Annotated in this window: 23 protein-coding genes; 22 read left to right on the top strand and 1 reads right to left on the bottom strand. The window is 41.4% G+C overall.

The window, feature by feature from the left end; genetic code table 11:
* The 7 genes from ABHC48_RS17335 to ABHC48_RS17305 form a co-directional block, all read left to right on the top strand.
* The coding region (locus tag ABHC48_RS17335) for a hypothetical protein (protein ID WP_334285810.1) at window positions 1-186 on the top strand (186 nt) is incomplete at its 5' end.
* 117 nt (window positions 187-303) lie between these two features.
* Window positions 304-663, top strand: a complete 360-nt coding sequence (locus ABHC48_RS17330; protein WP_015512809.1) for a metalloregulator ArsR/SmtB family transcription factor — start codon at window positions 304-306, stop codon at window positions 661-663.
* Between the two features lie 59 nt (window positions 664-722).
* Window positions 723-3,077: a heavy metal translocating P-type ATPase gene (locus tag ABHC48_RS17325; RefSeq protein WP_195700262.1), complete on the top strand. Its 2,355-nt coding sequence runs from the start codon at window positions 723-725 to the stop codon at window positions 3,075-3,077.
* Window positions 3,078-3,093: 16 nt separating this feature from the next.
* Window positions 3,094-3,612, top strand: coding sequence for a hypothetical protein (locus ABHC48_RS17320; RefSeq protein ID WP_055062590.1), 519 nt, complete (start codon window positions 3,094-3,096; stop codon window positions 3,610-3,612).
* 10 nt (window positions 3,613-3,622) lie between these two features.
* On the top strand, window positions 3,623-4,162 hold the full coding sequence (locus tag ABHC48_RS17315; protein WP_117855365.1) for a pilus assembly protein PilX: 540 nt from the start codon (window positions 3,623-3,625) through the stop codon (window positions 4,160-4,162).
* Window positions 4,159-5,703, top strand: a complete 1,545-nt coding sequence (locus tag ABHC48_RS17310; protein ID WP_195700261.1) for an FAD-binding protein — start codon at window positions 4,159-4,161, stop codon at window positions 5,701-5,703. Before ABHC48_RS17315 ends, ABHC48_RS17310 begins: the two co-directional genes overlap by 4 nt.
* A 5-nt stretch (window positions 5,704-5,708) precedes the next feature.
* Window positions 5,709-6,413 (top strand): 2Fe-2S iron-sulfur cluster-binding protein, encoded by a 705-nt coding sequence (locus ABHC48_RS17305; protein ID WP_110102357.1) that lies wholly within the window; start codon window positions 5,709-5,711, stop codon window positions 6,411-6,413.
* 447 nt (window positions 6,414-6,860) lie between these two features.
* Here the strand turns inward: ABHC48_RS17305 and ABHC48_RS17300 are convergent, their stop codons facing one another.
* A complete protein-coding gene (locus ABHC48_RS17300) occupies window positions 6,861-7,730 on the bottom strand; it encodes an AraC family transcriptional regulator (RefSeq protein WP_195700260.1) in 870 nt (289 codons plus the stop codon).
* Window positions 7,731-7,761: 31 nt separating this feature from the next.
* Here ABHC48_RS17300 and ABHC48_RS17295 point away from each other — a divergent pair, with 31 nt between their 5' ends.
* The 15 genes from ABHC48_RS17295 to obgE all read left to right on the top strand — a co-directional run bounded on the left by ABHC48_RS17295 (window position 7,762) and on the right by obgE (window position 23,598).
* The gene (locus ABHC48_RS17295; RefSeq protein WP_195700259.1) at window positions 7,762-8,517 is read left to right on the top strand and encodes a hypothetical protein; all 756 of its coding nucleotides are present in this window, start codon (window positions 7,762-7,764) and stop codon (window positions 8,515-8,517) included.
* A 35-nt stretch (window positions 8,518-8,552) separates the two neighbouring features.
* Window positions 8,553-8,924 carry a hypothetical protein gene (locus ABHC48_RS17290; RefSeq protein WP_195700258.1) on the top strand — a complete coding sequence of 124 codons (372 nt, stop codon included), beginning with the start codon at window positions 8,553-8,555 and terminating at the stop codon, window positions 8,922-8,924.
* A 441-nt stretch (window positions 8,925-9,365) separates the two neighbouring features.
* A complete protein-coding gene (locus tag ABHC48_RS17285; RefSeq protein WP_195700257.1) occupies window positions 9,366-10,664 on the top strand; it encodes an ATP-binding protein in 1,299 nt (432 codons plus the stop codon).
* Window positions 10,664-11,329, top strand: coding sequence for an RloB domain-containing protein (locus ABHC48_RS17280; protein ID WP_195700256.1), 666 nt, complete (start codon window positions 10,664-10,666; stop codon window positions 11,327-11,329). The genes ABHC48_RS17285 and ABHC48_RS17280 overlap by 1 nt, the downstream gene beginning before the upstream one ends.
* 129 nt (window positions 11,330-11,458) lie before the next feature.
* Complete coding sequence (locus ABHC48_RS17275; RefSeq protein WP_195700255.1) at window positions 11,459-12,664, top strand: site-specific integrase; 1,206 nt, start codon at window positions 11,459-11,461, stop codon at window positions 12,662-12,664.
* Window positions 12,642-14,000 carry a site-specific integrase gene (locus ABHC48_RS17270; protein WP_195700254.1) on the top strand — a complete coding sequence of 453 codons (1,359 nt, stop codon included), beginning with the start codon at window positions 12,642-12,644 and terminating at the stop codon, window positions 13,998-14,000. Before ABHC48_RS17275 ends, ABHC48_RS17270 begins: the two co-directional genes overlap by 23 nt.
* A gap of 333 nt (window positions 14,001-14,333) precedes the next feature.
* Window positions 14,334-15,437 (top strand): site-specific integrase, encoded by a 1,104-nt coding sequence (locus tag ABHC48_RS17265; protein ID WP_195700253.1) that lies wholly within the window; start codon window positions 14,334-14,336, stop codon window positions 15,435-15,437.
* 29 nt (window positions 15,438-15,466) lie between these two features.
* Window positions 15,467-16,627 carry a site-specific integrase gene (locus tag ABHC48_RS17260; protein ID WP_195700252.1) on the top strand — a complete coding sequence of 387 codons (1,161 nt, stop codon included), beginning with the start codon at window positions 15,467-15,469 and terminating at the stop codon, window positions 16,625-16,627.
* A gap of 642 nt (window positions 16,628-17,269) precedes the next feature.
* The gene (locus ABHC48_RS17255; RefSeq protein WP_195700251.1) at window positions 17,270-19,141 is read left to right on the top strand and encodes a TIGR03960 family B12-binding radical SAM protein; all 1,872 of its coding nucleotides are present in this window, start codon (window positions 17,270-17,272) and stop codon (window positions 19,139-19,141) included.
* On the top strand, window positions 19,125-19,835 hold the full coding sequence (locus ABHC48_RS17250; protein ID WP_195700250.1) for a TIGR03936 family radical SAM-associated protein: 711 nt from the start codon (window positions 19,125-19,127) through the stop codon (window positions 19,833-19,835). Before ABHC48_RS17255 ends, ABHC48_RS17250 begins: the two co-directional genes overlap by 17 nt.
* Window positions 19,836-19,855: 20 nt before the next feature.
* Window positions 19,856-21,088 (top strand): ribonuclease E/G, encoded by a 1,233-nt coding sequence (locus ABHC48_RS17245; protein ID WP_270414470.1) that lies wholly within the window; start codon window positions 19,856-19,858, stop codon window positions 21,086-21,088.
* A 219-nt stretch (window positions 21,089-21,307) separates the two neighbouring features.
* Window positions 21,308-21,613, top strand: a complete 306-nt coding sequence (gene rplU / locus ABHC48_RS17240) for a 50S ribosomal protein L21 (RefSeq protein WP_118580170.1) — start codon at window positions 21,308-21,310, stop codon at window positions 21,611-21,613.
* Window positions 21,614-21,625: 12 nt separating this feature from the next.
* On the top strand, window positions 21,626-21,949 hold the full coding sequence (locus ABHC48_RS17235; protein WP_118580173.1) for a ribosomal-processing cysteine protease Prp: 324 nt from the start codon (window positions 21,626-21,628) through the stop codon (window positions 21,947-21,949).
* A gap of 5 nt (window positions 21,950-21,954) precedes the next feature.
* Entirely contained in the window at window positions 21,955-22,242 is a 288-nt protein-coding gene (gene rpmA, locus ABHC48_RS17230; RefSeq protein ID WP_015542711.1) for a 50S ribosomal protein L27, read from the top strand.
* Window positions 22,243-22,305: 63 nt separating this feature from the next.
* Window positions 22,306-23,598: a GTPase ObgE gene (obgE, locus tag ABHC48_RS17225; protein ID WP_195700249.1), complete on the top strand. Its 1,293-nt coding sequence runs from the start codon at window positions 22,306-22,308 to the stop codon at window positions 23,596-23,598.
* Window positions 23,599-23,608 lie beyond the last annotated feature (10 nt).

The raw sequence follows: 23,608 nt of genomic DNA, 5'->3' as shown, positions 1-23,608 counted from the left end.
TGTGGTGACTTAACAATACTACTTGTAGGACTTGGTTTCCACTGCTTTTTATTAAAGTGTAAAGAAAAACTGCGCCATAGCCTTGGCAGGCCATCGCGCAGCGATTTTGTTCAATCGGAATTTACAGGAAGTGTGACAAGAAAGCCAAAACGGTATACTGGGAAAAAAAGATTAAGAAAAGAATAAAGAGCTGGTTTTAATTGTAAAATTTATGGGGAACTAACATCAGCTTATTGACATTAATTTAAAAATAAGTATAATAATAATTGAGTAATTGTTCAACTATTATTTGGAGGTGAATATATGTCAAAAACGTCTTATATTTGTAATTGCGATGTAATTCATGAGGATATTGTGAATGATGTGAAATCCAAGATGCAGCCAAAAGATGATTATATCCAGTTGGCTTCTTTGTTTAAGCTATTTGGAGATGGAACTAGAGTACAAATCTTACACGCTCTAGAACAGAGTGAGATGTGTGTATGTGATCTTGCAGTGCTACTGGGGGTAACAAAATCTGCAATTTCGCATCAGTTAAAGGCATTACGCCTAGCGAATCTGGTAAAATTCCGTAAAGAAGCACAGATAGTTTACTACTCGCTGGCAGATGATCATGTGAAAGAGATTATTGACAAGGGATTTGAGCATCTTTGGCAGAAATAATATTTTTTAATATTATAGTTGAGTAATTGAACAATTAAACAAATTATAAGGAGATTATCATGAAACGCATATTTCTATTAAAAGGGTTGGACTGTCCAAATTGTTCCGCAAAAATTGAAAAAGAAGTCGGAGAGTTGGATGGAGTGCAATCCTCAGTGGTAAATCTGATGAAGCAGACGCTTACAATCAATGTTACTCAGACAGCCGCAGATACGATAGCCAGTCAGATTGAAACGATTGTTCATAGTCATGAACCCGATGTGGAAGTTCAGGAAGAAACCGTTATGAATGTTACAAAGAGTTATTCGTTAAAAGGATTGGATTGTCCGAATTGTTCTGCAAAAATTGAAAAAGAAGTCGGAGAATTGGATGGAGTACAATCCTCAGTTGTAAATTTGATGAAGCAGACGCTGACAATCAATGTTGCTCCAGTTGCCGCAAATACAATAGCCAGTCAGATTGAAACGATTGTCCACAGCCATGAGCCAGATGTAGAAGTTTCCGAAATTGCACAGGAATACTATATACCTGCAAAAAAACAGGATACCAATACATCCTATAACAATGAGGACAAGAAGTTGACGATTCGTTTAGCGATTGGCGCAGCAATCTATGGTATTGGTATGGCATTGACAGTTTTTGCGAAAGTACCACTGCCTGTCGAGTTAGTTTTTCTCATTGTCTCCTATATTATTCTTGGCGGGGATGTTGTATGGCAAGCTGTGAGGAATATTTCAAAGGGACGTGTGTTTGATGAACATTTCCTGATGAGCGTTTCTACGATTGGTGCTTTTGTCATTGGTGAATATCCGGAAGCAGTTGCTGTTATGCTGTTCTATCAAGTTGGTGAATTTTTCCAGTCATTGGCTGTTGAGCGTTCCAGAAAATCTATATCAGATTTAATGGATATACGTCCGGATTGTGCTACAGTCAGAAGGAACGGAGAATTGATTACCATATCTCCTGAAAGTGTTGCCATTGGTGAGATTATTATTGTAAAGCCTGGTGAAAAAATCCCATTAGACGGTGTGGTATTGGATGGAGATTCTATGCTGGATACGAGGGCTTTAACTGGAGAATCGGTTCCGAGAAGCGTTCATAAAGGAGACGAAGCACTTTCCGGTTGTATGAATCAGACGGGTGTTTTAACGATTAAGACAACGAAAGCATTTGGTGAATCTACTGCTTCAAAGATTATTGATCTTGTGGAGAATGCGTCCAGTAGAAAAGCACCAACAGAAAATTTCATTACTACATTTGCACGTTATTACACTCCTGTTGTTGTAATCTTAGCAGCTATTCTGGCAATTCTGCCACCGATCCTTCTTGGTGGAGGTTGGACAGAGTGGATTCGCAGAGGATTTGTTTTCCTTGTGGTATCTTGCCCATGTGCATTGGTCATTTCAATCCCGCTGACTTTCTTCGGAGGTATTGGTGCGGCATCTAAACGAGGTGTTCTTGTAAAAGGAAGTAATTATTTAGAGGCGCTTAATAATGTCAGCATTATTGTGTTCGATAAAACTGGAACACTTACAAAGGGTGTTTTCAATGTGACTGATATTCTGCCTGCAAATGGATTTTCAAAAGAACAGGTTCTGGAGTATGCGGTCCAGGCAGAGAGCTTTTCTAACCATCCTATTGCAAAATCCATTCTCTCTGCTTATGGAAAAGAAATTGACCAATCAGTTATCTCTGATTACAAGGAAATTTCCGGATATGGAATCAGTGCCATGGCAGGAAAGAAGAAAGTTTATGCTGGCAATACGAAACTTATGGATTCAGAGCATGTGGAGTACACAGCCTGTGAAAAAGTTGGTACAAAGGTTTATGTAGCAGTAGATGGTCAATATGCCGGATGCATTTTGATAACAGATGAAGTAAAGCCGGACAGCAAAAAAGCAATTTCTGATTTGAAACATATCGGTGTGGAAAAAACAGTCATGCTTACTGGTGATGATGAAAAAATCGGAAAGGCTGTTGCGGAAGAATTGCAGTTGGATGAATATTATGCACAACTGTTTCCTGATCAAAAAGTGGAAAAGGTTGAGCTTTTGGACAGTAAAAAGAGACAGGGAAGCAAATTAGCTTTTGTTGGTGATGGTATCAATGACGCTCCTGTCCTTGCTCGTGCGGATGTTGGTATCGCAATGGGTGGTCTTGGTTCAGATGCGGCCATTGAAGCTGCGGATGTGGTTCTGATGACAGATGAACCATCTAAGCTGGTGGATGCGATTGATGTGGCAAAAGCGACAAAGCAAATTGTCATGCAGAATATAGTGATTGCCCTTGGAATTAAGAGTGTGTTCCTGATTCTTGGCGCTCTTGGTATTGCGGGAATGTGGGAAGCTGTATTTGGTGATGTAGGCGTTACCATAATTGCTGTTTTGAACGCAATGAGAATTTTGAAAAAATAGGAAATGAGGTGGGAATGTGAAACGAAAACTGATTCTGTTAGTTGTTACGATTGTTTTTCTTGTAGGTTTTGGTGTCATATTACATTCACCGCCTTCTATGATTGATGCAGTCACAGGAGCAACACCGAAGTCAAAAAAGGCGGCTCAAGCCTCCGCACAGTTGGAAGGCTCTTATGTTCTCGGTATTAATATGATGTCAGATGGTCTCGACAACGAGAACACCCGGAATAAATTAAAAGAATTGGCACTGGACGATTCGGAAACAAATGAAACAGATCTCATGAAAACGGACATTAGTTTTCGGTTATATGTATCTGAGACGGATTATCCGCTTGTCAGTTATGCTAAGAAACTCTGTGACAGGTTGAAACAGGCCGGTTTTTTCGTAGATCTGAAAGAGTACAGTAACACAATGATGCTATCAAGAGTGGTAAGTGGAAAGTATGATGTATTCCTGGCATCGGATGATTTTATTGACGTTACAACGCTAACACAGATGGACTATATGATCATGGACAGCGAAGAAATGAGGTGAGCGGGAATTTATGAGAAAATGGAATACGATTTTGTCTGTTTTAATGCTTCTCATTTTTATGATTCATGGAATCATGGGCAGCTTTATGCTGAACGGAGTTGGAAGTAGTGCAGGGAAACTTCTTGCATGGGTTGGTGTTGGTATTCTTGTTGTGCATACGGTGATTGGTGTCATCCTGACAGTTCAGAGTTTACAGACAGCGAAGCAATCAGGAAAAATGTATCTGAAACAAAACGTCATATTTTGGGCGAGACGAGCCAGTGGGATGGCAATAATGATTCTGCTGTTATTCCATATTGGCTTGTTTGGAAAGGTGCAGAATGGGACATATATTTTGTTCCCTTTTACAACGGTAAAGATGGTAACTCAGCTTTTGTTCGTAGCGGCAATCTTTGTCCATATTTTTATCAATATCCGCCCATTGCTCGTATCACTGGGAATCATCAGTTATAAAGAACGAAGGAGTGATATTTATTTGATCCTTTCGGTGCTTCTTCTTTTTATAGCGGGAGCGGTTATTTTATATTATATTGGGTGGCAATATCTATGAGTAAGACAATTGTTATTATAGGTGCTGGACTGGCAGGACTTTCAGCGGCTTTGCAGGCAGCGGAAAATGGATGCAATGTAAAACTGGTTTCCTCCCTTCCGTCAGAGCGGGCACAGTCTGTTATGGCGGAGGGCGGTATCAACGCAGCTTTGAATACAAAAGATGAAAACGACAGTCCCGAAGAACATTTTACAGATACAATAAAGGCAGCATGTGGTCTGGCAGATCCAAATGCAGTTTGGGGAATGACACAGGCAGCACCGGAGCTGGTGCACTGGCTGCTAAAACTTGGAGTTAAATTTAACATGAGTGGCTATGATGATGTGGATCTGCGGAATTTTGGCGGGCAGAAAAAGAAACGGACTGCTTTTGCACAGAGCGATACCGGGAAGCAGATCATGACAGCTATGATAGACGCTGTTCGCAGGAAAGAAGCATCTGGTATGGTAGAACGGTTCAGCCATCATTCTTTCCTAACACTTCGTCTGTGTGGCAATATTTGTTGTGGCTGCGTAATCAGGGATGAATACAGTCAGGAGACTGTGGAATTACCGGGGAATGCGGTTATTGTTGCCACCGGTGGTATGCACGGATTGTTTGGAAATACAACGGGTTCGCTGAGCAATACAGGAGAAGTCACCGCAGAATTGTTCCGGCTTGGTGTTCCTCTGGCAAATGGCGAGATGATCCAGTACCATCCGACAACTGTGAAATGTGGTGGAAAACGCATGCTCATCAGCGAGGCGGCCAGAGGGGAAGGTGGCAGGTTGTTTGCCATGAAAGATGGAAAACAATGGTATTTCATGGAGGAAAAATACCCGGAGCTTGGAAATCTGATGCCACGAGATATTACCGCCAGAGAGATATGGAAGGTCAGCCATGAATCAGAGGTATTTCTTGACATGACGGAAATATCGGAGGAGATTATTTCAAATAAGCTATCTGGTCTGGCAGACGATTGTATGACCTATCTGCATAAAGATATACGAAAGGAACCGGTGTCTGTTTTACCGGGAATTCACTATTTTATGGGAGGCATTCTGGTGGATGAGCAGCACAGAACGCCGATTCAGAATCTTTACGCTGCCGGAGAATGCTGTGCCCAATATCATGGTGCCAACCGTCTTGGTGGAAATTCTCTGTTAGGAGCGTTATACGGAGGACGTGTTGCGGCAAAATCAGCATGTGAACAGGCAGATGTAGTAGATCTATCTTGTGCGACACAGATAGATTTTCCACCAACGTCTCAAATTTCAGAAATAAAGCAATTAAACAAAGTGATGCAGGATACTATGGGCGTTGTCAGAAATGAGAATACGTTGTTAAATGGGATTCAAACGGTACAAGCGCTAACAGGAAATCTTCCATTGCTTGGCATGGCAGTTCTAAAGAGTGCTCTTGCAAGAAAAGAAAGCCGTGGTGCACACTGGCGGGAGGATTATCCGAAGAGCAATGACGATGATTACCTTAAAACAACGGTAGCCAGATTTGATGGAAAGCAGATACAGATTTCCTTTGTACCTGTTCCAGAAAGGCGGTGATTCACTTGGTATATAAAATAAGAATCAGGCGGCAGGAGAGTCAGAAATCAGACAGTTATTGGCAGGAATTTGAGTTTGACGGAAGCAAAAACAGCTCTGTTGCCAATGTTCTAAAGGAATTGAACAGTAGAACCCCTTTGAAAGATAATTCAGGGAATATAGTTACTCCCATCAGCTGGGAATGTAGCTGTATGGTGCGAAAATGTGGGGCTTGCGCCATGCTGATTAACGAACGTCCGAGGCTGGCATGCTCTACATTTCTACATACGTTAAAAGGTTCTACAATCACCTTGGAACCTTTAAGCAAATTTCCGCTTGTAAGAGATTTGATCGTTGACCGGTCAATTCTGTTTGAAAATTTGAAAAAACTGAACCTTTGGCTTGAAAGTGAAGCTTATATGAATCCGTGGACACATGAACCGAGATACCAGTCGGCACGCTGTCTGATGTGTGGCTGCTGCCTTGAAGTGTGTCCTAACTTCTCTGCAAATGGGACTTTCGCAGGCGCTGTTGCTGCAGTCAACGCATTTCGGATTCTGAATGAAGAACAGGAAATAAGCCATCGGAATGAGGTTTCAACTCAATATAAGGAAAATTATTTTGAGGGATGCGGGAAATCATTAGCTTGCCATAACATTTGCCCGATTGGTCTGCCTGTCGAAGAATTGATCGTGAGGTCAAATTCGGTAGCTATTTGGGGAAGACAGTGAGTATCAAAACGCTGATTAAAAAAACATGATTAACCTACATCTATGGTTTTACCAAAAATAGAGACATATCCTTTGTTTCGGTGTGGTAGCGGTTTTATTATGGACTGGATTCCGTCAAGGATGAATTTGATGCTTCCCTGAGAGAGTATATCCAGTCGGAAGAATATGTCTCAGCAAAGCAGCAGAAGAGATATTGATCAAATTATGTCAATGTCTCTTTTTTTATGGAAGAAACAGGCTGATCAGAAATATGCAAAAGAGTAGCCTATTTTAATTATTTAACGAAAGGCGAACAGGGGTGTTCACAAGGGTGTGCACCGTTAAATTGTATCAATTTCGTAGTCGCAACGAATCCATGTCGGTGCGGATATTTTCCGGTGATCTGAAATTGCAGGAACGTTGCAAGCAATATCTTTCTATTAATTTGTTTATTGCTATAGGATTTTTCTACAAACTTATGGATAACGTGTGCTTTGTGGTGCACGTTTTTCTGTATTCAGATGGTGTCATATTGAAATATTTGAAAAAAATTTTTCTGAAGTTATTCAAGGACTGGAAACCTGTTCGTTCGCTGATTTCTGAAACAGGAAGTGTACTGTTTTGTAAAAGATCAGCGGCCTGTTTCATTTTCTGATTCTGAATATTTTCAATAAATGTATGTCCGGTAGCATTCTGAATAATACGCTGTAACTGACGTTCACTGTAGTTAAAAATTGAAGAAAGTTCTTTCAGTGAAACTGTCTTATAATTAGCCTGCATATAACGGAGAATATACATCAGATTTTTCTCTGAAGAGTTCGGATGGATACCAGAAAGCTCTGTATGTTGTTCATGACGGCGAAATAGATTGATGAAAAACAGAGAAAGCAGAGTATTGACCATTTGTTTTCTATATCGTTTTGGTTGTGCACATTCCGTATATGCACGGTCAATGAGGTCAGAAAGAACGGAATCTTTTCCTGTATGAAAAAGAAGATAGGGAATTTCTGAAGTCTGATAGAAAGTTCTTTTGAAGAAGTCAGAAAGAATGGTATTATCATCCAGAAGTCCGAAAAACGACTGTTCAAAAGTGCTTTTTCGTATAAGAATATTCATAATGACGTCTTTATCATGGAAAGCACTTAAAGAATGGGTAATATCTGATGCCATAATACAGATATCTCCTGTTTGCATGGAAATATTACGGTCGAAGATATAATTGATACAGCCTCCGCTCTGGACGAAGATCATTTCAAAAAAGTCATGATCAGACATATTTATGATGAAGGCAACACGTTTTCCTGCCTGGGCAGCCTGCCGCAGATTACCTTTGAACATTTTGTCTTATCTATTTTTTCAGGAGGATTTTATGAACCGAACAGAAGACGTATTTTTATCACATGAACATTTATGGAGCTATCGCACCAGAACAGTAGACCCTAAATCGCAGACAATCCGTTCCGTTACCCATAACGGCATTTTGCAGCGCAGTACAGCTGAAACACTTTGCGAAGAAGCAGCACGTATTTCTACAAAGGAACTTGTGGAATTGAAAAGTGCCAACCATTGCCCTTTTACTTTCAACGAATACCTGAGCTATTATTTTTATAAAATATACCTTGCATATAATTGCAGCAAAAATGAAATTATAAGGAATCGCTGGGTCATCCGCAACCTAATCGATCCCAACATTACAACAGATCCGCTTCTTCACAATGTCGATGCCAAATATCTAAAAGATTTGATCAATGCCTGCAAAGCTTATTGCGAAGGTACCGAATATGCCGTAGCCAAACTGCTGCAGCTTTTTTCAGATGATATATGGAAACACGGAGAAGTCAGCTGCAATCCCGCACCTTCACCTGCCGCTTATAAAAAGCCCCAAACAACCGTATTACTCTATACCAGCGAACAGCTTAAAATTTTTCTGAATGCGGTATACAGCAGTTCCTGCCCTCACCGTCTGGAATTCCTTCTTGCATTGTTCTGCGGCCTGCATACAGGAGAGATACTTGGCCTTACCTATAAAGACTTCACCCCCTGTACCCGTGTGCTGGAAATCCATCACCAGTATATCAAAAACAAGCAGCTACAGAAATATTTGACTGGTTGTATAAACAGTTAAGACATGAAGTATTCACTAGCCTCTTCCAGGTGATTTTGACAGACAGAGGAAGTGAATTTACTAACCCGCTGGCAATCGAATTTAATAAGGGCAATGGTCGCAGAACACATATCTTTTATTGTGATCCACAGCGTTCTGATCAAAAAGGTGGTTGTGAAGTTACACATGAGATGATTCGTCGTGTGCTTCCGAAGAAAACCTCTTTTGATAACTTAACTCAGGATGATATCAATCTTATGATGAGTCATATCAACTCATATAACAGAAAAAAACTGAATAACCAGTCGGCACACCAGTTGTTCAGCTTCATTAATGGCGGGGATATTCTTGACAAGTTAGGAATAAAATCCATTCCCGCTAACGAGATTAGCCTTACATCTCTATTACTGAAAAATAAGAAAACGTAGCGCCATTCGGAAGAAATACTGAACCGAATGAGGGGTGGAATTTGATCTTGCGAAAAAAGAAATAAAATTCGACCTCCGCTTAACGTGACTCTTTTTTCAGAGGATTAAGATCTCAAAAAAGAATATCAGCATATGAAGCATAAAACAACTTGTTTCTAATAGTAAATTCCAGTTTTGAAGAACTTTGCAAAACTAACTTCCATAAAAATCATGATATTTTGATTTGCCAGAATTTACTTTTGCAAGCGATTAGCTAAATCTGAACTTAAACTTGCAAACTGGAAGCTCAGATTCCAATTCAGCAACAAATATTATGGAAGAAGGAAGAGAACAACTATAAAGAAAAATCTAAGAAATCAAGGCGAAAAAAATCAAAATAATAATAATTTAAATTGAATTTCCTGCATATTATGGATATAATAATATCGGAGGTGCAAAAATATGTTAGTAGAATTTCGATTTAAAAATTATAGATCTTTCAGGGATGAAGCTATTCTTTCTATGGAGGCAGTTGGACTTGCATCGTTTAAAAGCTGTCTGATCGAACAAAATAATATGAAGGTATTACCAGGTGTAGCCATTTATGGAAAAAATGGTGGAGGCAAGAGTAACGTAATCCGGGCATTTTGGTTAGCTGTTCAGTTTATTCGAAATGCACAGAGAACACAGCATGAAAAAGCTGCGGTTCCCGTAGTACCTTTTGCACTCAATGATTATTCTGCAAATGAACCAACAGAGTTTGAATTTGATTATATTAATGGCGGTATAAAATATTGGTATTCATTTTCTGCAACGAAGCAAAAAATAGTAAGAGAGTCTTTATATCATGCACCCAAAGGACAAAAAGCCCAGGTATTTGTCAGAGAAGGACAGAAATTTACGTTTACTGAGGATAAAGCAAGGAGAAAATTAATAAGTGAAACGGTAGCTGAAAACCAGCTGTTTTTCTCAGTTGCGTGTACAATGAATGATACGATATGTATTAATGCAATGAAATGGTTTCGGGAAGATATTTTCTTTTCCAGGGATTATACCGACATTCCGAGGCAGTTGCTGGAATATTACAATGACAGCAATATGCTTAAAGTTATTTCGGATTATGCAAAAACAGCAGACTTTGGAATTGAAGAGATGCAGTTTGAGGTAGAAAACAAGGAAATTGGAAACAATCTTGAATTTCCTGATGATATTCCAGAAAGCATGAAGGCTGCGCTGACATCATTTATCCAGATTTTGTCTGAGACTTCCAACAATTCGGAAGGCCAGCTGAAAATGAGCCAGGTAAAAGCGAAAACCAGGCATAAGGGCATTAATGCTGCAGGTGAGGACAAACTGTATCATCTGGAATTGGAGGATGAATCAGATGGAACAAGGAAATTGATGTCAATTGCACCTGCAATTGAGTCTGTCCTTAATAAAGGAGGCATTTTATTAGTAGACGAATTAGAGAGGGAATTACACCCTATGCTTGTTAATTTCATTATTGCAAAGTTTCAAAGCAAAAAAAGCAATCCCAATGGTGGCCAGATTATTTTCACCACGCATAACACTGAACTTATGAATTTAGAGTTTATGAGAAAAGATCAGATTTATTTTGCAGATAAAAAAAGGTCTGATGGCTCATCTGAGCTTTACAGCGTGACTGATTTTGTTACCAAGACAACCGATAATATCCGGAAAGGCTATTTGGTTGGAAAATATGGTGCCACTCCTAACATTGAGATTGAAGAGGTAGAATAATGGCAAGAAAAACTGGAGGCAGAGGATCTGGTAAAGTTATTATCAGAGTGTTTTGTGAAGGAGAAAGTGAACAGGCATATACTGAATTTTTGAAGCATAAATTCAGTGATGTGGCTGTAATTGAGTATCCGAAAGAAACTGGGCTATTTGACAGAGCAAGTGATCGTTTTGCTAAAGATCCATTGTACAGAGACTATAAAGAGGTTATTAACGAAATTTGGTTCTTCTTTGATGTTGAAACAAAGGATATTGATAAAGTAAATGAACGGTATCAAATAATAAAACGCTTAAGGAAATTTGGCAGGAATAAGAATACGCGTGTTCGTCTGCTAATGACAACGGGGTGTATTGAATATTGGCTCATGCTGCACCGCAGATATTATACGCCTTCTTTGCAAACTACTGCTGAGAAAGAGAAAGTGATTTCTGACCTAAAGTTAGAAGAGCCTTTATATAAAAAGGGAAATAGAGAAATCACTGCAAAGATTGCAAAAGATTATCCGATTGCAGTGAAATATGCCAAAAAGACTTTGGCAAGACTTTTGGATGAAGGTATGCCATGTTTAGAAGATACTGACATACGAAATCAGTGGCTGCTCAGAAAATGTATGACCTTTTCCAATGTTTTTGAAGCCATCGAATTTCTGGAAAGTAAGGAAAGCTGAAAGAATGGTTTTGGTAACCTTTGGTGAAAAAGGAATTTTTGAAATGTATAGTGTTCCCACTGCGCTATACATTTTTTATTTATCATCCTTTTTCCTTTACATAAAAATACACATAGGAGAAGCAAAACAATGCAAGAAAAAAGAACACCTATATTTCAAAATGAGGATGGTTCATGGGGACACGTCACCCAGACAGTAAATCCGCTTATCTGTACTATTGAATACAGCTATAATACCGGCTTTCCCTCAGAGAAGGAAGCAGAGGAAAGCTACCAGAAATCCCTGGAGACCTATTCCAGTCAGATCCAGCAGCTGAAAAAGTCCCGGAAGATCCCGTTTACCTTTTCTGAATATCTGGACTACTGGTTCCGTGAAGTCTACTCACCTTATTCCACCAGCAAAAGTACCTTATTCAAATACCGCTGGGTCCTATACCAGATCATCCTTCCACATCTTCAGAATGACGTTCTCCTGGACTGTGTCAGCGAAGAGTTCCTGAATAAACTGCTTGATTCCTGCCAGGGATACTGCCAGAATGGAGGCTATTATGCCTATAAGTTATTAAATATCATCTTATGGTCCGCTTACCAGAATAATTATATTCCGGAAAAGGAATTTCCCAAGCTAAAACACTATCCGGAGCCTCAGCATAAATCCGTATTCCTTTCCACCGAACAGATCCGGAAACTGCTTGATCAGGCTTCCACAACATCCTCTTATCTGGAAATCCTCCTTGCCCTTTTCTGCGGGCTTTCTACAGGAGAAATCCTGGGACTGAAATATTCAGACCTCAATTCCAAAGAACATACCTTAACTATTCAGCAACTCTGTACCGATAACAGGGCTCATCTTGACAATCCAACATTTAAGAACCTTTTTGGAACTGCCCAGAACCGGACCTTGAAAATACCAGATTTCATTTTCCAGGAGCTTTCCAAACGAAAAAAAGAAAACCGCCTGATCTTGGAAGCCAATCCTGATACGACAGAATTTCAGGATTATGTCTGCCTTGGCGCCACTGCCAGAATAAAATCCATCTCTACCCCAGGTGCAGCACTTAGAGACATCACAAGGGCGGCCCTTCTGCCAGCTCTTAGTATGACCGATCTCCGCCATATGTCTGCCTATATACTGGCAGAAATGGGAGTGGATATCGAAAACATTTCCCATATCCTTGGACACACAAAACTCAGTTCCACCATCGCATTCTGCTGTAATTTTCCTGATGAAAATAATGAAATTCAATCTGTATTAAGCAACACCTTGGATCCGGTTCTTGGCATCCGGAACAGTCTGGGAAAGGAGGTTTCCCATGCCCAAGGGAAAATGCATTGAAAAACCATCTGTGAAAGATACCTTCTTTTTAGGAAGCGTTGTCTCCTGTCTTCCTGGAGGAAGTATAAGTTATATAAAGTCCCGTAAGAGATACAGTTTCCGTTTTAAACTTGTTTTCCAGTCGGGAGTTTCAAAATCGATCCAGCGCAGTGGCTTTCCCACCCGGAAAGCTGCCCAGCTTGCCAGAGATGACGCACTCATTCAGATCTGCCGGAAGCAGTTTGTCCCGTATTCTTATACCGTAAAAGAATTTTATGATTACTGGCTCTGTTATTATATGTGGGACGAAAAAGATATTTCTTACAACACCTATATGACATACCGGAACATCATATTGAATTATATTGATCCTGCACTGGGTACCATTTCCCTGCCTTCCCTGAAACGGAAAGATCTCATCCAGGTTCTGCTTGGGATTCCGTCCCCCAATGTGCGAAGGCTCGCCTGTGCGGTTGTCAGCAGTTCCATGCAGGTTGCCAGGGACAGAAATTATATTTCCTGTAACAATGCCATGAAAATCACCGCAGAAGTGAACCGGCTGAAGAGGACAGAAGAACAGCGTCTTATGTCCACCCCCACTGCATGGAAACGGGCTGCAAAAGTATATTCTTCTGTCCAGCTGAGCCGTCTCCAGAATGTGTGCAGGCAGGAGGATCCATCCCTTTACCTGCCCATGCTGCTGGCGACTGCAACCGGGCTCCGGATTTCGGAACTCCGGGCCCTGAAGTATGATAACATCGACTTTCTGAACAAATGCGCATCTATCGAAACCCAGCTTGGACGCACAAAGGATGCAGATCCTGATAAAAACTACCACTCCATGCAATTCCAGGAAAAGAAGCTGAAAACGATAAACAGCCGCAGGAAAATTGTACTGCCTGACTATGTCCTGACGGAGATCCTGCTGGAGCGGCAGCGTTATGAACACAACCGGGCCACAGAACCGGATTTCTGTGATCTGGGCTATGTCTGCTGCCGCAAAAATGGTATGCCCTATGGACAAAATTTTTACAAAAAGCCGTACCATCGTCTGTTGAAGAAATACAATTTTCCAAAAATCGACTGGCGAAAACTGCGCAATTCCAATGCTACCATCTTGGCCAACGAAAAAGTCAGCATGAAAGCCATTTCAAAAAACCTTGGGCATTCTAGTCCGGATTTTACCAATACTGTATATGTAGAGCATCAGCCACTGGTCTATGACCTCAGCAGACAGATGGAAGAGTATGTCTTACTTTATGGACTTCTGCCAGAATCCCCGGCAAAGAGAAGCCGCAAGGTATATGCCCTTCCGGACGACTCGGCATATATGAAATATTTTTCGGATAAAATTTAAACTTTCATTTCTTTATAAGACGCACAGTGTAACAATCTGTTATATTGTGTGTCTTTTTCTTCTGTATAAACAGGCGCCTTTGATTCCAATTCAGCCGAACTTAGTTTTTCCAATGTTTTCTTATAAAAATAAGCCTTTTCTATCATTTTCATACATATTATATATGTCTATAAAATGATTTTATTTAAAAAGATAAATCAGCTAAATTATTTTTTCCCAAAACAGGATTTCAAAATCCGACATAATAGTAATAAAGGCAGGAAAATACTGGTTCGAATGCCAGCCATCAGTCGGCACTGATGTTTTTACGCCTTAATAAATAGGAGGTCCTTTATGCAGAAAAAAGCAGAAGAGAACGTATTTTTCTCACACAAAAATTTATGGTGCTGCCATACTCCGGTTGTAAACTTTAACTCTAAGACTATTGAACACCGTACCCGCACAGGGTTTCTGACACGGGACAATGCAGAAAAAGCTTATGAGAAAGCCAGCCGCCTTTTCCCAAAAGAGCTTGAAAAGCTGAAAGCATCCAGCCCGTGTCCATTTACTTTCACGGAATACCTCAAACACTGGTATGAAAAGCTCTACGTCCCAGTGAGTACCAGTGGAAGCACAAAAGTAAAATACCACTGGATCATCTACCATATTATTCTGCCCCGGGTCACTGCCGATCCGCTTCTTCCATATGTAGATGCAGAATATATTGAAAACCTGATCGAATCCTGCAGGAACTATTGTACAAGTGCAGAATATGCAGTCTATAAATTATTATGCAGGATTCTTTATTCTGCCTGGAACCAGGGATTCCTTGAAACATGCCTGGCATCTGACATCACAGAACGCAAAGAACCAAAATCCAGCCTTCGTATTTATACCAAAGAACAGCTGAAATTATTCCTGAATGCCATACATGAAGATCCATATGCACACCGCCTGGAGTTTCTTTTGGCACTGTTCTGCGGACTGCGTCCTGGTGAGATCCTTGGCCTTACTTATAACAATTTTGATTCCAGCACCCAAACCTTAAACATCCATAAACAATATACAAAAGATGGACGCCTTCCTTCTGAATCAGCAGATCCCAAATACAGCTGTAAGAAGTTGGAAGGAGAACGGTACCGTTCTTTTCAGATCCCGGATTTTGTCTGTGAGGAACTTGTCCTCCGGCAGGAAAAAAATATGTGTTTCTTTCGCGCCCACCCGGATAAAAGGGATAATGATAACTTCTGCATCAGCAGCCGTGGGAAAATAAAAACCCTGGAAACCCTAAATACAAGATTAAAATACATCACGGAAAAGAATGGACTTCCCATTATCACCATGTATGATCTCCGTGATATGTTTGTCTGGATCCTGTTAGAAAAAGACTGCCCCTGGGAAGAAATCCAAAAGCTTACCGGAGGTGTTAAAATGGAACGCTTTTTAGGAACCTCATAAAAATCCATAACAGAAAGGAAAATGATAAAATGCCACAGAACACGATCAACCCGACAAAACTCAAAGACATTTTCTCAAACGGAAACCTGGTTTTGGCAACGCTTTCAGCCCATCCGCTTTACATTACCGCCCGAAACCAGTATTGTTACCGTATGAATTGCACCTTCGAATCAGGACGCCGCAAAATGGTTCAAACGAAATATTACGATACAGAAGCAGAAGCCGAGGCTATGTATCCAGTTTACAAAAAACAGGTGGAAGAAAAGCGAATTACTGTTTTTAAGTGTACCGTACAGGAATTCCATGCATACTGGACGCATTCCTACTGTTTTGACAATGCGTACAACCGGTCTATTGCAGCTTATATTCTTCCGGTCCTCGGAAAACATTTCATGGACAACGTGACTGCCAGCGATCTGATGGATATCCTTGCAAAAGTTCCCTCTTCCGAATTTTACAGGGTATGTGATGCTGTAACCTGTTTTTTCCGGGATGCACGGAACCATTACTGTACAACGCAGGATAACAGTGCGGATGCAGTACGCATAATGAAAGAAAGAAAAAAAGCAGAAGAGGATCTGCATAATTATTACGAAGTTCCTTCCGGCACCTATTCTCCACAGCAGCTTCTCCAAATGCTGCAGATCTGCAAACTGGAAGCACCGGTTCTCTATCTTCCCATGCTTCTGGCATCCACTGCCGGCCTGAGGATTTCAGAAATCCTTACGGTCACGTTCCGGGATATTCATTTTTACAACCAGACCATCTGCCTGCAGCTTCCCGTAAAAGATGATCTTCCCAATCGAACGGATACCATCACCATCCCGGAGGAAAACACGAAAATGGTATACCTGGCCGATTTTGTGATGGACGAGATCCGGCTCCAGAAGGAACGCTTGGAAGCCTGTCAGAAAACAGCCCCGGATTTTAATCCTTCCGGATACCTGATCTGGGGACGGAACGGTTCCCAGAGACAAAATAATTTTATCAACAAGCCTTACGCTAGGATCTGCGCAAAATGTCCGTTTCCTACCTTTCCTTGGAAAGAACTTCGAAGAATAAAGTTATCAGCCAGCAGCATGAAACGATTTACCGAAACCCTTGGGGCTGAAAATTCCGGACAGCCCCAGCCACGCGAGATTCCCCAAATTCCAATTGACAGAAGTGACCTAATAGAATTGATGAAATAATCAGCCAGTCAATGTATGAAAGCAAAATGAACGCCATCTCTTGAAAACTACCGCATTTCATCATGCGTGTTTAAAAGGGATGGCGTTCATTTTTTGCTTCATAATATAGGAATAAATATTTACAGCAAAAAAGTGACCAAACAGGAATTTTATAATTTCCGTCAATCCTAACAAGATATAATAAATAACACTAAATAACACTAAATAACATTTTATAGCATTCCTTGATACTACCTGATATTTTATACTTTTTCCTGTTATGCTAGCCGGATTTTCTATATAATGATCATTTCAATGCGAAAAATCCCATGATTTTCTGAATTTTCCCGAATAAAAATTATATACTTGAACTTCTAAGCGTTTCTGTTTATAATAAAAACACTGTTAATGGTCCTGTTTTCCGGTATCAAAATGGTCTCACGCATTTCCAGATGCTGAGGTTATTTTTTTGCTTGAAAATAGAAAAAAGTGACCAAATCCATTTTTAACCAAAAAACCGGCTTAAAAGTGACCCTCTGTTTTTCAGATTTTTAGAACGAAAAGACAGATTTTTGAGTCCTAAAACGCATATTACAGCAATCTGAATTTCCTAGAAATTCATTGCCTTATTGTTGCATATGCATAATTATCGAAAGGAAAAATATGAGAAAATTAGCACTTAGTGACGAAATATTACTTAGTGTTGACAAAGCAGCCCGCTATATCGGCGGGGAAGTCAACTCTGTGATGAAAGACCCGAAAGAGGTGACCACCAGGGTCGCATTTTGCTTCCCGGATGTCTACGAGATCGGCATGTCCAACCTTGGTATGATGCTTCTTTATAATATGTTCAATAAACGCCCTGATGTCTGGTGTGAGCGAGTTTATTCCCCATGGCTTGATCTTGATAAGCTTATGAGAGAACAGAATATCCCGTTATTTGCCCTGGAGTCCCAGGATCCTGTCAGGGATTTTGATTTTCTGTGCATCACACTTGGATATGAAATGTGTTATACTAACGTACTCCAGACACTGGATCTTTCCCAGATTCCACTGAAAGCAGCTGACCGTGACGAATCATGTCCTATTGTAATCGGAGGCGGTGCGTGTGCATATAATCCAGAGCCATTAGCAGCCTTTTTTGACCTGTTTTATATTGGCGAAGGAGAAACTGTGTATGATGCGCTTTTTGATGCATACAAGGCCAATAAGGAAGCCGGAGGCAGCAAGGAGGAGTTCCTTCTGAAGGCAGCTCAGATTCCGGGAATTTATGTTCCGGCATTTTATGATGTCACATACAAAGAAGACGGTACAATTGCATCCTTTGCACCAAATCGTCCGGGAGTTCCCGAGAAAGTCCAAAAGCAGCTGATCGTAGATATGGATAAAGGATATTGCCCGATTGAAAAACCGGTTGTTCCTTTTATTAAAGCTACACAGGATCGTGTCACTTTGGAAATCCAGCGTGGATGTATCCGTGGCTGTCGTTTCTGCCAGGCTGGTATGATCTACAGACCTCTCCGTGAACGTGATGTAGAAGAACTGAAGGAATCTGCAAGAGCTATGCTGAAGAATTCCGGTCATGAGGAAATTTCCCTCAGTTCCTTAAGTTCCAGTGATTACACCCATCTGGAAGAGCTGGTAAACTTCCTGATCGACGAATTTAAATCTGCAGGTGTTAATATTTCCCTGCCGTCACTTCGTATTGATGCTTTTGCCCTGGATGTTATGAGCAAGGTTCAGGATATTAAGAAAAGCAGCCTTACTTTTGCCCCGGAAGCTGGTTCCCAGAGACTTCGTGATGTAATTAACAAAGGACTTACCGAAGAAGTGATCCTTCACGGTGCGCATGAGGCATTTGTTGGAGGATGGAACCGTGTGAAGCTTTATTTCATGCTTGGGCTTCCTACTGAAACAGAAAAAGACATGAAGGGAATTGCTCATCTTGCAGAGCGTATTGCAGAAGAATATTACGATACCGTTCCAAAGGAAAAACGCCATGGAAAGGTTCAGATCGTAGTCAGCACATCCTTCTTTGTGCCAAAGCCATTTACCCCATTCCAGTGGGCTCCAATGTATACAGAACAGGATTTTATTGACAAGGCAAAAGTAGTAAAAGAAGAAATCCGTGCACAGCTGAACCAGAAGAGTATTAAATACAACTGGCATGAACCGGATGTAACCACACTGGAAGGCTTCCTTGCAAGAGGTGACCGCCGTGCTTCTGAAGTTATCTTAAAAGCCTATGAAAAAGGTGCCCTTTACGATGCCTGGTCAGAAAGCTTCCGCTACGACATCTGGAAAGAGGCTTTTGCAGAAACAGGAATTGACATTGAATTCTACACACTCCGAGAGAGAAGCACAGATGAAATCCTCCCATGGGATTTCATAGATGCAGGTGTTACCAAGGAGTTTCTGATCCGTGAGTGGAAACAGGCAAAAGGCGAAGTGGTTACACCAAACTGCCGTCAGAAATGTGCAGGCTGCGGAGCAAGACGTTATGAAGGAGGCGTATGTTATGAAGGTAAGAATTAAATTTACGAAAGAAGGGCCTATGAAATTTGTAGGACATCTTGACACCATGCGCTACTTCCAGAAAGCCATCCGCCGCGCAGAGCTTCCAATTGCTTTTTCTGGAGGTTACAGCCCTCATATGATCATGTCCTTTGCTGCCCCTCTTGGAGTTGGCGTTACCAGTACAGGGGAATATTTCGATATGGAGCTTACCGCTACGATTCCTACTGATGAAATCTGTCAACGTCTTAACAGCCAGATGGTAGATGGTATTCATGTTTTAAGTGCCCGCCAGGTGGAAGATGGAAAAGCGAGCAAGGCAATGTCCCTGGTGGCAGCAGCTGATTATCTGGTGGAATTTCGTCCTGGAAAAGCACCGGCAGATGGATGGCAGACAAGAATTACGGAATTTTTAAAGCAGCCTGAGATCCTTGTTACAAAAGAAACCAAAAAAGGCGAAAAACAGGTAGATATCCGACCTTTTATTTACAAAATGAATTTACAGAATGACAACCGCATTTTCTTAAGTCTTGCTTCTGCAAGTGCCAACTATACCAAACCAGATGCTGTAATGGATGCATTTACCAGCTGGCTTGGACAGGAGCTTCCGGAATTTGCCTGCATGATTCATCGTCTGGAAGTATATGCAGATCTTGGAAATGAGAAAAAACATAAATTTGTATCGTTGGAATTCCTTGGCGTGGAAGTTCAATAAACTTAAAACAGGTGAATCAAGTGACGAAATTAATTCTAACAACCATGGAACTTTGCGGTAACAAATGTCATGCCTGTGCAATCGAGGAAGAAGGTCAGATTATGGAGCTTCGCCTGGAGGCAGCCGCCCGACAGTCCATTCTCGGAAATATTTATGTAGGACAGGTGGAAAATATTGCTTCTAATATCCAGGCAGCATTTGTTCTTATTGCACCTGGAGTACGCGGTTATTTTCCTCTTCAGGAAGCAGAGCAGGTTATCTATGCCTCCGGGAAAGCACCTGGCAGTCCCTTGCGTCCGGGTGACCAGATTCTGGTGCAGGTAAGCCGTGATGCCATGAAGGGCAAGCTGCCCGCACTGACTGCAAACTTAAATTTTACCGGTAAGTATCTGGTGCTCACCACAGGAGAAAAAAAGTTCGGACTATCCGGTAAGCTCTCTGGTTCAGAACGCCACACTTTATCCGGCTGGCTGGAAGCAGAGGCTGCACGTCCGGATAAGGAATATGGCCTGATTGTCCGCACCAACGCAGCCCAGGCTGAAAAGGCTGAAATCCTTCAGGAACTTTCTTATCTGAAATCACTGTATGAAAAAGTTGCTGTCAACGGCAAAAGCCGCACCTGTTTCAGCCTTCTCTACGAAACAGAACCGGTTTACCTTACCACTCTCCGTGATATTTACAGCGAAAATCTCACAGACATTGTAACAGATGATCCTGAAATTTTTCAGCAGATCACTTCTTATTTGAAAGAAACAAGTCCGGAGGAAGAAAGCAAAGCCCGTTTTTATCAGGACAAGCTTCTTCCGTTATACAAGCTTTCCCGCATGGAAAACGCGCTGGATGAGGTTCAAAAGGAAAAAATCTGGCTGAACAGCGGCGGGTTTATTGTGATCCAGCAGACAGAAGCCTTTGTCTCCATCGATGTAAACAGCGGGAAATTTACCGGAAAGAAAAAAGCCGAAGAAACCTATCGCAAAATCAATCTGGAAGCAGCTAAGGAAATTTCACGACAACTGCGGCTTCGCAACCTGTCCGGAATTATTCTTATTGATTTTATCAATATGACAAACCCAGATCATAACGACGAGCTTTTTCATGTATTGCAGAAATATCTGAGGAAGGATCCGGTGAAATGTAAAGCCATAGATATTACACCGCTTCACATTCTGGAGATGACACGAAAGAAAGTCAGAAAACCGGTAATCGAGGAAATCAGGCAGATAAAGTCAGGAGATTTTTCAAACACTCTCTAAGTAAAACTATAAGAAATTTCTTTTTCGTATTTTCGAAATTATTATAAGCAGAAAACCCGAAATATGGATTTTCATTTTTATTTTTTTACAATTTTTTTCGCAAAACCTCTTGACGAAACCAAATCTCCCTGTTATTATAATCGAGTATGCCGCACAAAGAGGTTTAAGAGTCGAGAGACCACCATATTTGGCGAGTAAAGTCTATAGGAGGTGCCACAAATGTACGCAATTATTGCAACAGGTGGTAAACAGTACAAAGTTGCTGAAGGCGACGTAATCAGAGTTGAGAAGCTCGGAGTTGAAGCTGGTGAAACCGTTACTTTTGATTCTGTAATTGCAGTTAGTAATGACGGATTAAAGGTTGGAGAAGACGTTAAGGATGCCAGTGTTACCGCTTCTGTAGTTGAGAACGGAAAGGCTAAAAAAGTCATCGTTTACAAGTACAAGAGAAAAACTGGATATCACAAGAAAAACGGTCACAGACAGCAGTACACCAAAGTTAAAATCGAAAAGATCAACGCTTAATCAGGTGCTGTTATGATCAATATTACAGTTAAGAAGAGAAAAGGCTCTTATCTGGATTTTCTGTCCAAAGGACATGCAGGCTATGCCGAAGAGGGACAGGATATTGTATGTGCTGCCGTATCAGCCTTGATCATTACTACTGTGAATTCTCTTGAGAAATTTACGGAAGAGCAGATTGAAGCGGAAGCGGATGAGGGATATGTATCCATCCATTTTAAAACAAATCCGAATACTGAGCGCGGGAAACTGCTTATGGATTCCCTGATTCTTGGATTAACAGAAATTGAGCATAGTTATAACAATCGATATTTGACAGTAAGAGTCAAGGAGGTGTAACAACAATGATGAAGATGAACCTTCAGTTATTCGCACATAAAAAAGGAGTTGGTTCCACAAAGAACGGTCGTGATTCCGAGTCCAAGAGATTAGGTGCGAAGAGAGCAGACGGACAGTTTGTTAAAGCCGGCAACATCCTTTACAGACAGCGCGGAACTAAGATCCATGCAGGCGAGAACGTAGGATGCGGAAAAGACTATACATTATTTGCACTGACCGATGGTGTTGTAAGATTCACCAGAAAAGGCCGCGATAAGAAACAGGTTTCTATCGTACCAGTAGAGGCAGAGTAATTCGTAGAGCAGGAGGCTTCAAATCTATAAAGGTTTGGAGCCTTTTCTTATAAAGGAGATTTAATGTTCGCAGACAGAGCTACCATATATATCCGTTCCGGTAAGGGCGGCGACGGCCATGTAAGCTTCCGCAGGGAAAAATATGTACCTGACGGCGGTCCGGATGGCGGCGACGGCGGCAAGGGCGGAGACGTCATTTTTGAAGTTGACGAGGGACAGAATACCCTCGGTGATTACCGTCATAAAAGAAAATATAAGGCAGAAGACGGTCAGGAGGGCGGCAAAAAGCGCTGCCACGGTGCCGACGGTGCCGACATTATATTAAAGGTACCGGAAGGTACTGTTATCATGGAGGCTGAATCCCGTAAGGTAATTGCAGACATGTCCGGTGACAATCGTCGTCAGATCGTTCTGCGCGGTGGACGCGGCGGTAAGGGAAATCAGCATTATGCAACCCCTACCATGCAGGTTCCCAAATATGCCCAGCCTGGACAGCCTTTTCAGGAGCTTGAAGTGCTTCTGGAGCTAAAGGTGATCGCAGATGTAGGACTGGTAGGTTTTCCTAATGTTGGTAAATCTACATTTCTCTCACGTGTTACAAATGCGAAACCGAAAATTGCCAACTATCATTTCACAACCTTAAGCCCGAACCTTGGTGTTGTAGATACTGAGAATGGCGGTTTTATCATCGCAGATATCCCTGGACTGATCGAAGGTGCTTCTGAAGGAGTCGGTCTTGGTCATGAGTTTCTTCGCCATATTGAGCGTACCAGAGTTCTGGTGCACATTGTGGATGCAGCTTCCACAGAGGGACGAGATCCTATTGATGATATTTATAAGATTACCAAAGAACTGGAGAAATACAATCCGGAAATTGCAAAGCGTCCTCAGGTAATTGCAGCCAATAAAGTGGACTGTATTTTTGACGACGGTCAGGAGAATCCTGTAGACAGACTTCGCAAAGAATTTGAACCAAAAGGTATCAAAGTATATCCCATTTCTGCAGTTACCGGACAGGGTATACGCGAGCTTCTTTTCCATATCAAGGAACTTCTGGACAGTTGTCCGAAGAAAGCAATCGTATTCGAGCAGGAATTCTTCCCGGAAGATATGCTGATCAATGAGAGCCTTCCATTTACCGTACAGGTTGATGAGGAAGATCCCTCTGTATTTATCGTAGAAGGACCACGTATCGAGAAAATGCTTGGTTATACCAATCTGGATTCTGAGAAAGGCTTCGCCTTTTTCCAGCGTTTCCTGAAAGAGGGCGGCATTCTGGATGAACTGGAAAACGCCGGTATTCAGGAGGGTGATACGGTTCGTATGTATGGATTTGAATTTGATTATTATAAATAAATAGCAGCTA

It is taken from the genome of Ruminococcus sp. 1001136sp1, from assembly GCF_039841815.1.
Taxonomy (GTDB): Bacteria; Bacillota; Clostridia; order Lachnospirales; family Lachnospiraceae; genus Blautia_A; species Blautia_A faecis.
Note: the sequence above shows the minus strand (reverse complement) of the source record. Positions and strands in the feature narration are given on the sequence as shown.

Excerpts from the sequence above, each read along its gene's own strand:
- ABHC48_RS17315 (WP_117855365.1), top strand. The coding sequence starts at position 3,623 with ATGAGAAAATGGAATACGATTTTGTCTGTTTTAATGCTTCTCATTTTT.
- ABHC48_RS17280 (WP_195700256.1), top strand. The coding sequence starts at position 10,664 with ATGGCAAGAAAAACTGGAGGCAGAGGATCTGGTAAAGTTATTATCAGA.
- ABHC48_RS17295 (WP_195700259.1), top strand. The coding sequence starts at position 7,762 with ATGAACCGAACAGAAGACGTATTTTTATCACATGAACATTTATGGAGC.
- ABHC48_RS17235 (WP_118580173.1), top strand. The coding sequence starts at position 21,626 with ATGATCAATATTACAGTTAAGAAGAGAAAAGGCTCTTATCTGGATTTT.
- ABHC48_RS17310 (WP_195700261.1), top strand. The coding sequence starts at position 4,159 with ATGAGTAAGACAATTGTTATTATAGGTGCTGGACTGGCAGGACTTTCA.
- ABHC48_RS17250 (WP_195700250.1), top strand. The coding sequence starts at position 19,125 with ATGAAGGTAAGAATTAAATTTACGAAAGAAGGGCCTATGAAATTTGTA.
- ABHC48_RS17300 (WP_195700260.1), bottom strand. The coding sequence starts at position 7,730 with ATGTTCAAAGGTAATCTGCGGCAGGCTGCCCAGGCAGGAAAACGTGTT.
- ABHC48_RS17275 (WP_195700255.1), top strand. The coding sequence starts at position 11,459 with ATGCAAGAAAAAAGAACACCTATATTTCAAAATGAGGATGGTTCATGG.
- ABHC48_RS17330 (WP_015512809.1), top strand. The coding sequence starts at position 304 with ATGTCAAAAACGTCTTATATTTGTAATTGCGATGTAATTCATGAGGAT.
- ABHC48_RS17260 (WP_195700252.1), top strand. The coding sequence starts at position 15,467 with ATGCCACAGAACACGATCAACCCGACAAAACTCAAAGACATTTTCTCA.
- rplU (WP_118580170.1), top strand. The coding sequence starts at position 21,308 with ATGTACGCAATTATTGCAACAGGTGGTAAACAGTACAAAGTTGCTGAA.
- ABHC48_RS17270 (WP_195700254.1), top strand. The coding sequence starts at position 12,642 with ATGCCCAAGGGAAAATGCATTGAAAAACCATCTGTGAAAGATACCTTC.
- ABHC48_RS17255 (WP_195700251.1), top strand. The coding sequence starts at position 17,270 with ATGAGAAAATTAGCACTTAGTGACGAAATATTACTTAGTGTTGACAAA.
- ABHC48_RS17325 (WP_195700262.1), top strand. The coding sequence starts at position 723 with ATGAAACGCATATTTCTATTAAAAGGGTTGGACTGTCCAAATTGTTCC.
- ABHC48_RS17285 (WP_195700257.1), top strand. The coding sequence starts at position 9,366 with ATGTTAGTAGAATTTCGATTTAAAAATTATAGATCTTTCAGGGATGAA.
- obgE (WP_195700249.1), top strand. The coding sequence starts at position 22,306 with ATGTTCGCAGACAGAGCTACCATATATATCCGTTCCGGTAAGGGCGGC.
- ABHC48_RS17265 (WP_195700253.1), top strand. The coding sequence starts at position 14,334 with ATGCAGAAAAAAGCAGAAGAGAACGTATTTTTCTCACACAAAAATTTA.
- rpmA (WP_015542711.1), top strand. The coding sequence starts at position 21,955 with ATGATGAAGATGAACCTTCAGTTATTCGCACATAAAAAAGGAGTTGGT.